Source organism: Bradyrhizobium sp. LMG 9283, from assembly GCF_045571415.1.
Lineage (GTDB): Bacteria > Pseudomonadota > Alphaproteobacteria > Rhizobiales > Xanthobacteraceae > Bradyrhizobium.
The window spans coordinates 2,551,555-2,567,286 of record NZ_CP120691.1; the positions used below are offsets into that span (position 1 = coordinate 2,551,555).

General features: G+C 64.7%; 9 protein-coding genes and 1 pseudogene. 5 read left to right on the plus strand and 5 right to left on the minus strand.

Features of this window, described 5'->3' with window-relative positions; genetic code table 11:
* Positions 1–87 precede the first annotated feature (87 nt).
* Positions 88–939, minus strand: coding sequence for an AraC family transcriptional regulator (locus tag P6U29_RS11860; RefSeq protein WP_407117762.1), 852 nt, complete (start codon positions 937–939; stop codon positions 88–90).
* 62 nt (positions 940–1,001) lie between these two features.
* Here P6U29_RS11860 and P6U29_RS11865 point away from each other — a divergent pair, with 62 nt between their 5' ends.
* The gene (locus P6U29_RS11865) at positions 1,002–2,174 is read left to right on the plus strand and encodes an MFS transporter (protein ID WP_407117763.1); all 1,173 of its coding nucleotides are present in this window, start codon (positions 1,002–1,004) and stop codon (positions 2,172–2,174) included.
* Between the two features lie 532 nt (positions 2,175–2,706).
* On the plus strand, positions 2,707–4,956 hold the full coding sequence (locus P6U29_RS11870; RefSeq protein WP_407117764.1) for a cation:proton antiporter: 2,250 nt from the start codon (positions 2,707–2,709) through the stop codon (positions 4,954–4,956).
* Between the two features lie 185 nt (positions 4,957–5,141).
* Here P6U29_RS11870 and P6U29_RS11875 read toward each other — a convergent pair whose 3' ends face one another.
* Together P6U29_RS11875 and P6U29_RS11880 are read right to left on the minus strand one after the other, a co-directional pair.
* Positions 5,142–8,300 (minus strand): efflux RND transporter permease subunit, encoded by a 3,159-nt coding sequence (locus P6U29_RS11875; RefSeq protein ID WP_407117765.1) that lies wholly within the window; start codon positions 8,298–8,300, stop codon positions 5,142–5,144.
* A 9-nt stretch (positions 8,301–8,309) separates the two neighbouring features.
* Positions 8,310–9,503: an efflux RND transporter periplasmic adaptor subunit gene (locus P6U29_RS11880; RefSeq protein WP_407117766.1), complete on the minus strand. Its 1,194-nt coding sequence runs from the start codon at positions 9,501–9,503 to the stop codon at positions 8,310–8,312.
* Positions 9,504–9,742: 239 nt separating this feature from the next.
* On the opposite strand from P6U29_RS11880, the pseudogene P6U29_RS11885 reads away from it, so the two are divergent.
* From P6U29_RS11885 to P6U29_RS11895, 3 genes and pseudogenes are all read left to right on the plus strand, one after another.
* Positions 9,743–9,901, plus strand: a pseudogene (locus tag P6U29_RS11885) (amino acid ABC transporter substrate-binding protein); the annotation flags it as partial.
* Between the two features lie 185 nt (positions 9,902–10,086).
* Positions 10,087–11,811: a phospholipase C gene (locus P6U29_RS11890; protein WP_407117767.1), complete on the plus strand. Its 1,725-nt coding sequence runs from the start codon at positions 10,087–10,089 to the stop codon at positions 11,809–11,811.
* A gap of 16 nt (positions 11,812–11,827) precedes the next feature.
* Positions 11,828–13,171: a cytochrome-c peroxidase gene (locus P6U29_RS11895; RefSeq protein WP_407117768.1), complete on the plus strand. Its 1,344-nt coding sequence runs from the start codon at positions 11,828–11,830 to the stop codon at positions 13,169–13,171.
* Positions 13,172–13,206: 35 nt separating this feature from the next.
* Here the strand turns inward: P6U29_RS11895 and P6U29_RS11900 are convergent, their stop codons facing one another.
* Both P6U29_RS11900 and P6U29_RS11905 read right to left on the minus strand, forming a co-directional pair.
* Positions 13,207–14,280, minus strand: coding sequence for a hypothetical protein (locus P6U29_RS11900; RefSeq protein WP_407117769.1), 1,074 nt, complete (start codon positions 14,278–14,280; stop codon positions 13,207–13,209).
* Positions 14,281–14,381: 101 nt separating this feature from the next.
* Positions 14,382–15,707, minus strand: coding sequence for an MFS transporter (locus tag P6U29_RS11905; protein ID WP_407117770.1), 1,326 nt, complete (start codon positions 15,705–15,707; stop codon positions 14,382–14,384).
* Between the last annotated feature and the right edge of the window lie 25 nt (positions 15,708–15,732).

The following is a 15,732-nucleotide window of genomic DNA, read 5'->3' on the forward strand; positions in this document are numbered from 1 at the left end:
AGCTTCGCCGGCCGAGCGCCCTTGCAGGCCCGGCGTAGCCTAGCGGAGCCGGGACCGGGGCATCCAGTAGGCCGCGGCTTCTCGGTTCTAGCCGCGCCGTCTCGGCGTACTGGATCGCCCGGCCACGCCGGGCGATGAGACTGAGTGAGTGGCAAATTCCGTCGGGGTCCGTCCCGTCACCTGTCGGAACGCCGCCGAGAACGCCGGCACGCTGGCATAACCCAGCTGCGTCGCGAGCTGCTTCACCGAGACATTGGCATCCGTCGACAGCCGCTGGATCGCGGAGGCGATGCGCGCGCGCTGGCACCAGCTCTTGAAGCTCAGCTGCGTCTCGCTCGAAAACAACCGCGACAGTGTGCGCGCCGAGGTTCCAACCTCGCGCGCCAAGGTGTCGATGTCGTGCAGGCCGGTGGGATCGTCGAGCACGATCATCGCGGCGCGGCGGCAGCGCACTTCGCGCGGCAGCGGCACTAAGGTCGTGGAATCCTCGGCCTGGTGCAATTCCAGCATCACCAGGCGCACCAGCAATTCGGTGCGCTCCTCGGTGTTGCGCGCGTCGAATAACGCGAGGATCGCCTGATTGAGCAGCGGCGACACCCGCACCACGAATTCTCTGCTCAGGCCATCATGGCGCTGCTCGCGCTTCAGCCAGGACAGGTCGAAATACAGCGTACGCATCTCGATGTCGGCGAGCAGGTCGATGGCGTGCTCGAGCCCGGCCGGCACCCAGACCGCCCGGTCCGGCGGCACCAGCCAGCGTCCGCCGGGCGTCGTCACCTGCATCGTGCCCCTGGTCGCATAGATCAGCTGCGCCTCGCGGTGCAGGTGCGGCTCGATCCGCATCCCCTTGGGATAATCGCGGGCGACCAGGTGCACGCCCGCGGGCGAGCGGTGGTTGCTCCGGACCTCCCGCAGGATTGGCGTTTCGACGACACTCATTGGCAGCATCCCGTCATTCGCACGACATATAACCGATTTCGGAGCAGGAGAGGATTCGGGAAATGAACAGCCCCAGTCGGGTCATCAGTTTCGTCAATGCAGGCCATTTCATCGACCATTATTCGATGCTGATCTTCGCCGCCGCCGTCATCATCATGGGGCCGGCGCTCGGCATGGCCTATTCGGAACTCCTGCCTTACGCGACGCCTGGCTTCGTTGCCTTCGGCGCGGGCTCGCTGCTCACCGGCTGGCTCGGCGACCGCTGGAGCCGCCGCCACATGATGCTGATCTTCTTCGTCGGCATCGGCGCCTCCATGATCGCGGTCGGCTTCGTGCAGACCCCCGTGCAGCTCGGCGCCGCGCTGCTCGCGATCGGCATCTTCGCCTCGATCTATCATCCCGTCGGCACTGCCATGATCGTGTCCTATGCCGACCGGCTCGGCCGCGAGATGGGCATCAACGGCGTCTGGGGCAATCTTGGCGTCGCTTCGTCCGCGCTGGTGACTGGCGTGATCGGCCAGTATCTCGGCTGGCGCTTTGCGTTCATCGTTCCCGGCGTGGTCACGGTCCTGATCGGCATCGGTTTCGCGATGAGCGTCGTGCACGAGGACCGCAAGGGCTCGAAGCAGGCAGCGGCCCAGGCGCGGGTGGCTAAGCAGGACATGTGGCGCGTGGTGCTGTCGCTTCTGATCGTGGTGATCGCGATCTCGACGACCTTCAACGCCGTCACGGTCGCGCTGCCAAAGCTGTTCGCCGAGCGGCTCGCTGATCTCACCAAAAGCCCGGCGCTGTTAGGGCTCATTGCCGCCGGCGTCTACGTGTTCGGCGCGATGACGCAGTACACGATCGGCCGGCTGCTCGACCGCTACTCGCTGAAGACGGTGGCGCTGCCGCTGTCCTTCATGCTGGCGCCGTTCCTGTATCTCGCCGCGAGCCTCTCCAACCTGCCGCTGATCGTGGTCTCGATCGGTATCGTCATGGGCGCGTTCGGCCAGGTCACGGTGAACGACGCCATGGTCGGCAAGTACACCACGGAGGAGTGGCGCTCGCGCGCCTATGCCGTGCGCTATTTCGTCGGCTTCACCGCGGCCGGCGCGTCCGTCGGCCTTGTCGCCTGGCTCTACGAGCAGGGCGGCTTCGTCACCATGCTGCACGCCTTCGCCGCGCTCTGCCTGCTCGCGATCGCCGCCGCGCTGATCCTGCCGCGCGAGATCAGGACGCCGCAGCCGGTGTGAGGTTTCGTGTCCCGGACAAGCGCGCCTCAAGCGCGCGCCGATCCGGGACCCAGAGGCCGCGAACTCTCTGCCGCATGGGCCCCGGCTCTGCAGCGCATCGCCGAACCGGACCATGCTTAGCATCGCCGGGATAGCGCTGCGCTGCGTCCGGGGCACGAGCGCGGCGTAAGGTTGGGACTCTCTCCCGCTCGTCATTGCGAGGAGCCTAGCGACGAAGCAATCCAGAATCTTTCCGCGGAGGGACTCTGGATTGCTTCGCTGCGCTCGCAATGACGGAAGATGAGGAGGCACCCTGCCCATGCCACCAATCATGCCATTCTGCCAGTGTTTTGCCCGACGGAGCAAGTCGCTTCGGCAAGCCCGAAATTTCTCGAGCTTTTTCAATCCCCTCTCTACTGTGCATGGGGTTGTTTTCGCACTTTTTGTTTTCGCCCCCTGAACCGCCGCGTGCGGCGGAACCCGCTCCGCCTTCCGCGGGTTCTATCCCCTGTGGCCCCGACACCGGGGCAGATGAAGGGGGAAAGATACCTGCATGCCATGGCGCCTGCTCCGACCGGTCGGCCTTGTCCCCGCGGCGCTTGTCCTCACCACCATTGCGGCCGGCGCCGAAGCCGGCAAATCGGCCGGACCCTCCGAGTCCCTCCTGATCCTGCAGATCGCGCTGCTGCTGGCGGTCGGCCGCGGCCTCGGCGAGATCATGCAGCGGATCGGCCAACCCTCGGTCATGGGCGAGCTGCTCGCCGGCATCATCCTGGGGCCGTCGCTGTTCGGCTGGATCTGGCCCGAGGCGCAGCACGCGATCTTCCCCAAGACGCCCGAGCAGAAGGCGATGATCGACGGCATCGCGCAGGTGGGCATTCTGCTGCTGCTCTTGCTGACCGGTATGGAGACCGATCTCAAGCTGGTCCGGAAGGTCGGCAGGGCCGCGATCGCGATCTCGATTGCCGGCATCCTGGTGCCCTTCGCCTGCGGCTTCACACTCGGCGAGTTCCTGCCGGATGCGCTGCTGCCCAATCCGCAGGAGCGCCTGGTGGCGTCGTTGTTCATGGGCACGGCGCTGTCGATCTCCTCGGTGAAGATCGTCGCCGTGGTGGTGCGCGAGATGAATTTCATGCGACGCAATGTCGGGCAGATCATCGTCGCGACCGCCGTCATCGATGACACCATCGGCTGGATCATCATCGCCGTCATCTTCAGTCTGGCCTCGCACGGCACGCTCGATGTCGCCTCGGTGGCGAAAGCCGTGCTGGGAACGCTCGCCTTCCTCGCCGTCAGCTTCACCATTGGCCGCCGCCTGGTGTTCCGGCTGATCCGCTGGGCCAACGACAATCTGGTCAGCGCCGCGGCGGTCATCACGGTGATCCTGCTGTTGATGGGCGTCATGGCGCTGATCACGCACCTGATCGGCGTCCACACCGTGCTAGGTGCCTTCGTCGCCGGCATTCTCGTCGGCGAGTCCCCGATCCTGACGCGGCAGATCGACGAGCGCCTGCGCGGGCTGATCTCGAGCTTCTTCATGCCGGTGTTCTTCGGCCTCGCCGGGCTCAGCGCCGATCTCTCGGTGCTGCGCGATCCCAACCTCCTGATGCTCACCGGCCTCCTCGTCGTGATCGCCAGCGTCGGCAAGTTCGGCGGCGCCTTCGTCGGGGGCACCGCGGGCGGGCTGAATGCCAGCGAGTCGCTGGCGCTCGCCAGCGGCATGAACGCGCGCGGCTCGACCGAGGTGATCATCGCAACCATCGGCCTCTCCATCGGCGTGCTCAGCCAGAACCTGTTCACGATGATCGTGACCATGGCGATCGTGACGACGATGGCGATGCCGCCGATGCTGCGTGCGGCGCTGGCCAAGCTGCCGATGAACGAGGAGGAGAAGGAGCGGCTGGAGCGGGAAGAATTCGAGAGGCGCGGCTTCATCGCCAATCTCGAGCGTCCCCTGCTGGCGGTGGACGAAAGTCCCAACGCCACCTTCGCCGCCCACGTTGCCGGCCTGATCGCCGGCATGCGCGGTCTGCCGATCACGGTACTGCATATAGGCAAGCGCGCCGAGGAGCAGGAGAAGGGCCCCCATGAGAGTCACGAAGCCGTGGTCAAGAAGGCTGCCGAAACCGTCTCCGCCATTGGCGACGCTGGCAGCGTCGACGTCGTCACCCGCACCAGGCGCGCGGAGCTCGGCGAGACCATTGCCGACGAGGCGCGCAAGGGGTTCGATCTCCTGGTCGTCGGCATTGCCAAGGTGGCCGCCGCCAAGGACCGTTTCGATCGCGAGATCGAGGACATCGCTGCGCAGTTCGAAGGACCGCTCGCGATCGTCGTGGGCAAGGGCAAGCATCTGAAGCAGCCAATGCCCGACGCGCTCAACATCCTCGTTCCCGTTTCCGGCAGCGTCGTTTCCAAGCGCGGTGCGGAGGTCGCGGTGGCGCTGGCCGGCTCAGGCTCGCTCCGGGTGATCTATGTGGCGACGACGCGCGACAAGGGCGCGCAGCGCGGCACTTCGCGCGGACTGAGCCAGGAGACGGGCATCCTCAAGGACACCAGCGATCTCGCCGCCCGCTACGACGTCGAGATCACCACCACGCTGCGGGTGAACCGGGCCCCGGAGGCTGCGATCCTCCGCGAGATCGACACCACTGACGTCGACCTCGTCGTCATGGGCGTCGACCGCATCCAGGCCGACCATCTCTCCTTCGGCGGCGTCGCCGACGCGGTGCTCAGGCAATCGAAGGTCTCGGTGCTGCTGGTGTCGAGCGGCGAGGCGCGGCAGGCGCCGGCGGAGAAGGCTTAGATCTCGGCTGTGTCTGCGCGGACGGTGCGCCCCTCTCCCGCTTTGGGGGAGAGGGGCGGGGAGAGGGCTGTCTCCGCAGAGAGACTCCCCAAGAGGAGAGAACCCTCACCCGGCGCTTCGCGCCGACCTCTCCCGCAAACGGGAGAGGTGAAGTCAGCGCGCGGCGTCGCTGATCCAAACCAACCTTAAGTCTTCACCTCTGCCACTGTCGACTTCTTCACCGCCTTCTTCGACGCACGCCAGTTCTCGAAGCGCTGCACCACCACGAAGAAGGCCGGCACGAACAGCACCGCAAGGCAGGTCGAGGCCAACATCCCCGAGAACACGGTGATGCCGATCGACTTGCGGGCGCTGGCGCCGGCGCCGGTCGCGAGCACCAGCGGCACCACCCCGAGGATGAAGGCGAACGAGGTCATCAGGATCGGGCGGAAGCGGGCGCGGGCTGCCTCGATCGCCGACTCCAGGATCGGCTTGCCGTCGCGGCCGTGCAGCTCGAGCCCGACCTCGACGATCAGGATCGCGTTCTTGGCCGACAGCGCGATCAGCAGGATAAGGCCGATCTGGCAATAGAGGTTGTTGTCGATCTTGAGCCCGGAGAGGATCAGCATCGGCCCGAGCAGCGACAGCGGCACTGCGAGGATCACCGAGATCGGCGCGTACCAGCTCTCATACTGGCCGGCGAGCACGAGATAGACCAGCAGCATGGCAAGGCCGAACACCCAGTAGATCTGGTTCGAGACGGCTTTCTCCTGATACGACATCGCGGTCCATTCGTAGCCGGTGCCCGGCGGCAGCGTTTTGTCCGCGATCTCCTCCATCAGCTTCAGCGACTGGCCCGATGAATAGCCCTGTGCCGGCAAGCCGATCACGGTCGAGGAGGGATAGAGGTTGTAGAGGCTGATCAGCGATGGTCCGGTTGCCGGCGTGATTTTGGCGACGGTGCCGATCGGGATCATGTCGCCGTTGGAGTTGCGCACCTGCATGTTGGCGATGTCGCGCTCGGTGACGCGGAAGGCCGGATCGGCCTGGGTGTAGACCTGGAACACGCGGCCGAACTTGTTGAACTGGTTGACATAGGACGAGCCGAGATAGGTCGACAGCGCCGAGAACACCTGATCGGTGGTAACGTGCAGGGTCTGGGTCTTGACGCGATCGATCTCGACGTTGAATTGCGGCACCGACGAGCGGAACGAGGACTGCACGCGCTGCAGCGCGCTCTGGCTCTGCGCGTTGCTGACCATCGCACCGGTGATGGCCTGCAGCTTGGCGAAGTCGCTGTTGCCGTCGCGCAGCTCGACCTGCATCGAGAAGCCGGCGGCGTTGCCGATGCCCTGGATCGGCGGCGGCGGCAGCACGATGGTGCGCGCTTCCATGATGGTCGCGAGCTTGTCGTTCAGCCCAATGACCAGCGAGCGCAGATCCTCGCCGGGTCCTTTGCGCGCGTTCCAATCCTTCAGGATGATGTAGGCGACGCCGGCATTGGCAAGGCTGGCGCTGTTGTCGAGCGCGGAGATGCCGGCGATGGTGATGACTTGCGCCACGCCCGGGGTGTCCTTGATCAGCCCGCTCGCTCTGTCGAGCACGGCTTGCGTCCGCTCCAGCGCGGCGCCATCGGGCAGCTGCACGGCGGCGATCAGGTAGCCCTGGTCCTCGATCGGCAGGAAGCCGGTCGGCACCCGCGACAGGCCATAGCCGCTGGCGCCGATGACCAATAGCGCGAATGCGACCGAGATGGTGGCGTGCTTCACCAGGAACGTGATCAGCCTGGTGTAACCGCGCTCGACGCGGTCATAGACGGCGTTGAAACCGCGGTAGAAGAAGTTGCGCTGCTCCGGCGGCACCGCCGGCCGCAGCCAAAGCGCACACTGCGTCGGCTTCAACGTCGCCGCGTTGATCGCGGAGAGCAGCGCGGTCGCCGCGATCACCAGCGCGAATTGCGAGTAGATGCGCCCGGTGAGGCCGGCAAGGAACGAGGCCGGCAAAAACACCGAGATCAGCACCAGGGTAATGCCGACGATCGGCGCGAACAGCTGGTCCATCGCCCTGATCGCGGCGTCGTGGCCGTTCATGCCCTGCTCGATGTTGTGGGCGGCACCTTCGACCACCACGATGGCGTCGTCGACGACGATGCCGATCGCGAGCACGATCGCGAACAGCGTCGACATGTTGATGGTGAAGCCGAGCGCCGCCATCGCGGCGAACGCGCCGATGATGGTGACAGGCACCGTCGTCGCCGGCACCAGCATCGCGCGCCAGTCCTGCAGGAACACGAGGATCACGACCAGCACCAGAAGGCCGGCCTCGATCAGGGTCATGTAGACCTCGTGCACCGAGGCTTCCACGAACTTGGTGGTGTCGAATGGCGTGTCGTACTTGATGCCTTCGGGGAAGCGCCTGGCGAGCTCCGCCATCTTCTTCTCGACGGCCTGCTCGACCTGCAGCGCGTTGGCGCCGGGCGACTGGAACACACCGATGCCGACCGCCGGCTGCTTGTTGAGCGAGAAGATCTGGCTGTAGGTCTGCGCGCCGAGCTCGACCCAGCCGACGTCGCGCACCCGCGTGACATCGCCGCTGGTGCCTGACTTGACGATGATGTTCTCGAACTGGCTGGCGTCGTCGAGCCGTCCGTTGACGTTGAGCGTGTACTGGAACGCCTGCCCCGGCGGCGTCGGCGGCGCGCCGACCTGGCCCGCCGAGACCTGCTGGCTCTGCTGCTGGATCGCCTGGATCACGTCCTGCGGCACCAGGCCACGGACTTGCAGCTTGTTGGGATCGAGCCAGATCCGCATCGAGTACTGGCCGGCGCCGAACACGGTGACGTTGCCGACGCCCGGTAGGCGGGAGAGCTCGTCACGAATGTTGATGGTGGCGTAGTTGCTTAGGTACAGGCTGTCGTACCTCGCCTCCGGCGAGGTCAGCGTCACGAACAAGAGGATCGAGGTCGACCGCTTCTGCACGGTCACGCCCTGGTTCTGCACCGACTGCGGCAGCTGCGAGAGCGCGCTGGAGACGCGGTTCTGCACCAGCACCTGCGCGAAATTGAGATCGGTACCGATCTTGAAGGTCACGGTCAGCGTGTAGGTGCCGTCCGAGCCGCTGTAGGACTGCATGTAGAGCATGTCCTCGACGCCGTTGACCTGCTGCTCGATCGGCAGCGCCACGGTGTCGATCACGGTCTTGGCGCTGGCGCCGGGATAGCGCGTGGTCACCTGCACCGTCGGCGGCACCACGTCGGGATATTGCGCAACGGCGAGGTTGAACAGCGCTACGCCGCCGATGAGGATCATCAGGAGCGCGATGACGTTCGAGAGGACCGGCCGCTCGATGAAGAATTTTGAGATCATGGCGGGCTCCTACTTGGCAGAGGCCTGCGGCTGCTCGATCTTCGTCACCTGCGGGTCGATCTTCTGGCCCGGGATCACCCGCAGGAGCCCAGCGATCACCACGCGATCCTCCGGCTTGAGGCCGCTCTCGATCACGCGAAGGCCATTATCGACGGGGCCGATCTGCACGTTGCGCTGCTCGATGACGTTGTCGCCGTTGACGACGAGGAGATAGCGGCCGCCCTGGTCGCTGCCGAGCGCGGTATCGGGGACGAGCAGGGCGCTCTTCTCCTGATCGAAGGGGACGCGGACGCGGACGAAATAGCCGGGCAGCAGCACCCGCTTGTCGTTGGGAACGAGGCCGCGCACCGCCAGGGTGCCGGTCGATTGGTTGAGCGTCGGCGACACATAATCGAGATGCCCCTGATGCGGGTAGCCGGTCTCGGTCTGGAGCCCGATCTCGATCGGGAATTGCTTGAGGTCGGCCGCTGTCAGTCCGCGGCGCGCCGCTTCGGCCCGGATGCGCAGCACGTCCTGCTCATTGACGGTAAAGTTCACGTAGATCGGGTCCATCGCGACGATGGTGGCGAGCTGGGTCGGCGAGGAAACACCGACGAGCTCGCCGATCGAGACCATATGCGCGCTGACGATGCCGTCGAACGGCGCCGTGACCTTGGTGTAGCCGTAATTGACCTCGGCGAGCTTGGTGTTGGCCTGGGCCTGCTGGAGATTGGCCTGGGCGTTGTCGCGGTTCGAGGTCGAGGTGTCGAGGGTAGCCTGCGAGACGGCCTGGCGCTGCACCAGCTCGGCCTGCCGCTTATAGTCGGCTTCGGCCTGACGGAGCGAGGCCTGCGCGCCGGCCTCGGCCGCCTGCGCCTGCTCGAGCTTGAGCTTGTAGGTCTCCGGCTCGATCGTGAACAGCTGGGTGCCCTGCTTGACGAAGGTGCCGTCCTGGTAATCGATCGATTGCAGGAAGCCCTGCACGCGCGCGACCAGATCGACGCTCTTGATCGGCGCGGTGTTGCCGGTGGACTCGATATAGCGCGTCACTGCGCGCTGCACCGGCGTCGCGACGTCCACCTTGGGCGGCGGCGGCGCCACAAACGTGTTCTTGTCCTCGCAGCCGGCGAGCGCGATCACGGCGGTTGCCGTTGCCAAAGCCCGTCCGACATGTCTCCACGCTTGCTTAAGTCGTGCGGGAGATGCGGGATTCGCGCAGGTCATTCGGAGGTCCCCGATTGCTGTTTGTCGGTGCGGCAGGCTAGCAACAAATGACTGGCCGTGGAACACCATAGCCATGGCAGTCGCCGGCCTTGCGCTGCAAACGGCGGCGTGGCGTTTGAGAGATTTATCACGACAAAGCGCTTTTTCATCGGGCGCACGATCGACAAGAATTGTGCCAAGGCGATGCGATCGAAACGAAGTTGGTGGACAGAAGAAACGGTGAGGAGGCATGACATGCCGAGACCTTCAAGAAGACAGTCACGGTGGTCGCCGTCTCGCTCGGTCACAGCTAGGCGCTGTCGTTCGTCGCGGCGTTCATGACGGACGCGAGGACGAACGGCACGTTGCGCAAGGCCTATGACAATAGCGGCCTGAAGGACGCGCCCCGGACGGAGTAGCGTCATGGAATCCTCGGCTCGCACCATCTCATGGTGGAGCGGTGCGGTCCCGTTCGGCTTTGCCGTGATGACAAATTCCGTCCGAGCAACTGCGCAAATTGCCATGCGTCAAACTGACACAGCGCTGTCATCGCGCGCCGCTATGGTCCCGAGGGTCGGCGTCAATCTTTCGGGGCAACACAACAATGACATCCAGACTTCTGACGACGGCTGCGTTTTTCGCGGCCGCGACGGCACTTGCGTGCAGCATTCCAGTCCTCGCGGACGATTTCGGTCGGGACCGCGGTCACGACCAGGGCCAAGGTCAAGGCCGCGATCATCACCGTCATCCGCATGACATCCACACCGAGACGCCGATCAAGCATCTCGTGATCGTCTTCAACGAGAACCGCTCGTTCGATCATTACTTCGCGACTTATCCGAATGCGGCCAATCCGTCGGGTTCGCTTCCCTTCGTGCCGAAGCCGCATACGCCGAAGGTCAATAATCTCGTCACGGCCAACCTGCTGGTCGACAACCCCAACGACAATCCGGCCAACGGCAGCGGCGCGACGGACCCGTTCCGCCTCGACCGCACCCAGGCCAATACGCGCTCGCAGAACCACAGTTACACGCCCGAGCAGCAGGCCGTCGACAATGGCAAGGAAGACCTGTTCCCGAAGTTCACGGGCCGCGGCACCGCGGGCGGCGCTGGCGCGTTCGGCACCAACGGGCAGGTGATGGGCTATTTCGACGGCAACACTGTCACCGCTCTTTGGAATTATGCGCAGCACTTTTCCATGAGCGACAATGCCTGGACCGATACCTTCGGTCCGTCGACGCCGGGCATGCTCGAGGTGATCTCCGGCCAGACCAACGGCGTGCAGAACATCGTCGGCACGTCGTCGTCGATCGCCGACGGCCAGGGCGGCCTGACGCTGATCGGCGATACCGATCCAGGCAACGATTCCTGCTCGAGCACGACGAGCACGATCCTGATGGACGGCAAGAACATCGGCGATCTGCTCAACGAAGAGCACATCAGCTGGGGCAGCTTCATGGGCGGCTTCGACCTGACGCTGAAGAATGCCAACGGCACCACGGGCTGCGGGCGCAGCACCTTCTCCAGCAACGTCAACGGCACCATCGTGGACTACATTCCGCACCACGCTTGGTTCCAATACTACAAGTCGACCGCGAATCCGACCCATGCGCGGCCGAGCTCGGTCCATGCGATCGGCCACACCTATGCGCTGGACGGCAAAGTCGATCCGGCCAACCACGGCTATGATCTTGAGGACTTCTACGCCGCGGTGAAGGCCGGCAATTTCCCGGCCGTCTCCTACATCAAGATGCCCGCCTTCCAGGACGGTCATGCCGGCAACTCCGATCCGCTCGACGAGCAGGTCGGCAATGTCGAGCTGATCAACTTCCTCCAGAAGCAGCCAGAGTGGCGCGAGACTGCCGTCATCATCACCTATGACGACTCCGACGGCTGGTACGACCATCAATACGTTGCACCGAAGAGTGCCTCCTATGATCCGACCGCCGATCAGGTCAACGGTCCGGGCCTGTGCGGCCTGGGTGCGCAGAAGCAGCCGGCGCCGAAGGGTCTGGGCGGCAAGCCGGTGAACGGTCGCTGCGGTCCGGGCACGCGCATTCCCTTTATCGTGGTTTCGCCCTACGCCAGGACCAACTTCGTCAGCCACACCTTCATCTCGCAGGCCTCCGTGGTGCGGTTCATCGAGGACAACTGGCTGCGGGGCAAGCGCATTGGTGGCGGCTCGTTCGATGCCAGCGCCGGATCGATCATCGACCTGTTCGACTTCGATCAGGATCACAGCCATGATTTCCGGACGGATGCGCTGTTCCTCGATCCGACCTCCGGCACGGTGATCACCAGCCCACCGGACGAGCACCACCACCCCTAGTCCAGCGGGACGCTTCATGATCAGCCGCACCATGTGGTTCCTCGGCGCCGGCCTTCTTGCTCTGGCCGGCGCCGTCCTTGCGGCGGAGACGCCAGGAGTTCCCCAGACGGGACAGGCGGGGGCGAATCCGAACCCGGTTCGTCTCATGCGCCCGCCCATCGCGCCGTTGTCTGCGATGGCGCAACTCGGCAAGCAGATCTTCTACGACGCCTCGCTGTCGTCGTCCGGCGCGCTGTCCTGTGCGTCCTGTCACAGCCCGGATCACGCTTACGGCCCGCCCAATGACGGGCCGGTGATGCTCGGCGGCGCGACGCTGTCGCGGCAAGGCGCTCGCGCGGTGCCGTCGCTGACCTATCTCGATCGTCACCCGAATTTCAGCATCGGTCCCGACAAGGGCGATGACGACAACGTCATCGATCTCGCGCAGATGGCCGCGCTCGGCCAGCAGGCGGCGCGCAGCACGAAAACCGCGGGCGGCAGTGGCGCGTCGGCGAACATCGTGCCGCAGGGCGGGCTGTTCTGGGACGGCCGCGCCGACACGTTGCAGGACCAGGCGCTGTTTCCGCTGCTCGATCCCAACGAGATGGACGGCGGCAGCGCCGAGATTGTCGCGGACAAGCTACACCGCGCGCCTTACGCTCAGCGTTTCGTCGAGCTGTTCGGTGCCGGCGTGCTCAACAATCGGCGGCTGCTGATTGCCGAAGCGATGTTCGCCGTCGCGCGCTACCAGGTGGAGGAGCCGAGCTTCCATCCCTATACCAGCAAGTACGACGATTGGCTCGAGGGCAAGGCCCGGCTGTCCGAGAACGAATTGCGCGGCCTGCAATTGTTCAACGATCCCGACAAGGCCAATTGCGCAGGGTGCCACACCTCGGCGCCCACCCGCGACGGCCTGCCGCCCCTGTTCACCGATCACCAATACGAGGCACTCGGCGCGCCCCGCAATGCCGCGCTCGCCAATAATCGCGATCCCGACCATTTCGATCTCGGGGTCTGCGGCCCGCATCGCGCCGACCTCACGGAGCAGACGCAGTATTGCGGCATGTTCCTGACGCCGACGCTGCGCAACAGTGCGACGCGCCACGCCTTCTTCCACAATGGCGTCTTCAGCACCCTCGAGCAGGTGCTCGATTTCTACAATTTCCGCGACACCAACCCGGAGAGAGTATTTCCGCGCGCGGCCGACGGCATGGTGCGGAAATACGACGACCTGCCGCTGAGATATCACGCCAATGTCGACGTCACCGATCCGCCGTTCGATCGCCACGCTGGCGATAAGCCGGCGATGACGGAGCAGGACGAAGCCGACATCATCGCGTTCCTGAAGACGCTGACGGATGGCTACAAGCCGGAGAACTGACTGGTCTGGCCGGGCCAGAGCTCACCTGAGACTGTTTAGTGCGCCCTGATCTCCGCGTATTTCGCCATCGCGCGCTCGAACTTCCGGTTGAACAGCCACATCGCAGCGAGGATCTCGCGGTAGCTTGCTGACTTGCGCGCCCGGTCGGCCTGCCCGAAAGCAAAAATGCTGTTGTTGCGCAGGTGCTTCATGATCGTGGGACTGGACACCCTGTAATTCAGGAGATCGCCGGACTTGAGCGCAGCCCGCGTCGGCGTGGGCACGATCTGAATCAACTCGAACAGCTTCATCTGGTCGATCGGATCAGGCAGCGTCTTCACGATTCCGGGTATTTCACGGAACAGGTCGGCGTGCGCGTTCATCAGCCCGTCACGCACGTTGGTCCAGTGGTTGAAGCGGTGATCGGTGCCGCGGGCGCGCGCCTCTTCCTTGTCGTCGCGCGCACTCAGCGCCGGATCGATCGCGGCGATGTCGCCCTTGACGGCCTCCCATTTCCGGCGCCCGTTGCGGTCTTCGGAGGGGCCGGTCTGAAAGCTGCCCATATAGGTGTTCGAGCGCGCATTGCTGACATTCTGCTTGCCGTTGGTCTCGGCAAAGAACAGACCAAGGCTGATGCGCCCCGCAGCCTCGGCATGTTCAGGCGCAAGCCCCTTGGCGCGCGCGATCGCCCTGGCGAGATCGACGACGTCCTTGAACGGCGTCGGCGAATTCTGCGCGCTGGCAGGCGGCGCCTCCATGACGTCGAACAGCTTTCCGTATTCGTCGACCAGCGGCTCGATGTCGGCGTCGAAATAGGCCGGAGGAATCTCGAACTTGTTGGGCCGGCCGATCCGCGACGGCATGGCGTCCGTGAGGTCCTTGTACGAACTGATCACAGCGACGCGCGCGAGATAGAGTGCCTGTCCCGGTAGGTTTGGCAGCGGCTCCTTCGCCTCGATCTGGCGCCGTCGCTCGGCGAGGATGGATTTGAAATCGCCGAGCGCCCGCTCGTAGGTGGCGAGCGCCTCGGATTGCTTTGGCGTGAGCGTGCCTTGCTGTCCGACCGCGGATGCCGTCACGAGCAGGGCAAGAGCCGTCAAGGTTGCGGCAACAAGGTATCTCGGTCCCATGCGGTTCCCCGGCGGCTGTCGAATCGCGGCCACGGAACGTAAGCATCAGACGGAGACTAGCGAGATGCAATCTCTCCTGAGCCGGCGGCTACCTTCTCCACTTATAGCGCGCGTTTCGAACTTTCCGGGGCGAGCAGGATGCCGATGAAGGCGCAGGCCGCGATCGCCTCGAAGTAGAGGATCACAGCGGTGAAGTTGCCGGTCGATCCCATCAGGGCGGTGCCGACTAGGGGCGCGATGCCGCCGCCCAGGATGATGCCGAGCTGCTTGCCGAGCGAGGAGCCGCTGACGCGAACCTCTGTCGGAAACTGCTCCGCCGTGAAGGCTGCTTCCGGCGCGAACATCAAGGCATGAATGATTCCGATCGAGACGACCAGGCCCATGATGAGCAGTGTCGGGTCCTTGGTCGCGACGAGCTGGAAGTAGATCGGGTACCACGCCGCCGCCAGCAGGATGCCGATTGCGATGAACGGGCGGCGGCCGAAGCGGTCCGAATAGGCCGCGATCAGCGGCACCATGCACATTTCCAGCACGTTGGCGATCATCGTGCCGAAGGTGACACTGGATTGCGCCATACCGAGCGTCTTGACGGCATAGCCGAGCACGAAGACCGTGCTCATGTACTGGAACGTGCTGTGTGCCATGTTGGCGAGGCAGCCGAACAGCACCGACTTCTTCCACGACCGCGTGACGTCGAGCAGTGGTGCCTTCGGCCTCGCGGCCGATGCCTGGACCGCCTTGAAAAGGGTGGACTCGTCGACTTGGAGTCGGATGTAGGTGCCGAGCACCACCAGGACGAGGCTGAGCACGAAGGGCGCGCGCCAGACCCATTGCGCAAAATCCTGCGGGGTCGAGGCGAAGCCGAGCAAGGCAATGAAGCCGGATGCCAGGATTACGCCGATCGGACCGGACGCGTTGACGAAGGAGGCGAAGAAGCCGCGCCTTGCCGACGGCGCGTTCTCCAGCGTCAGCGACACCGCGTTCATGTATTCGCCGCCGAAGGCAAACCCCTGCACGAAGCGCAAAGAGACCAGCGCGATCGGCGCCAGGAGACCGATCGAATCGTAGCTCGGCAGGCAGCCGATCAGGAAGCTCGCGACACCCATCAGCACGAAGGTGATCGTCAGCATCGCCTTGCGGCCGAGCTGATCGCCGTAATGGCCGAATACCATGCCGCCGAGCGGGCGGGCGACGAAGCCGACTGCAAACGTCGCGTAGACCGCCAGCATGCTTGCCGTCGAATCCATCTTCGGAAAGAAGAAGCGGTCGAACACGATGGGAGCGGTGAAGGCGTAGATGAAGAAATCATAGTGTTCGATCACCGATCCGAGCGAGGACGCGATCACGAGCTTACGGAACGCGGGAGTGATCGGGCTCGCTTCGGTGCGGCCACCCGTCCCGGTGATGACCTCGGCAGTGTTGCTCATACGTTTCCCCCTCTCTGCTTATGCT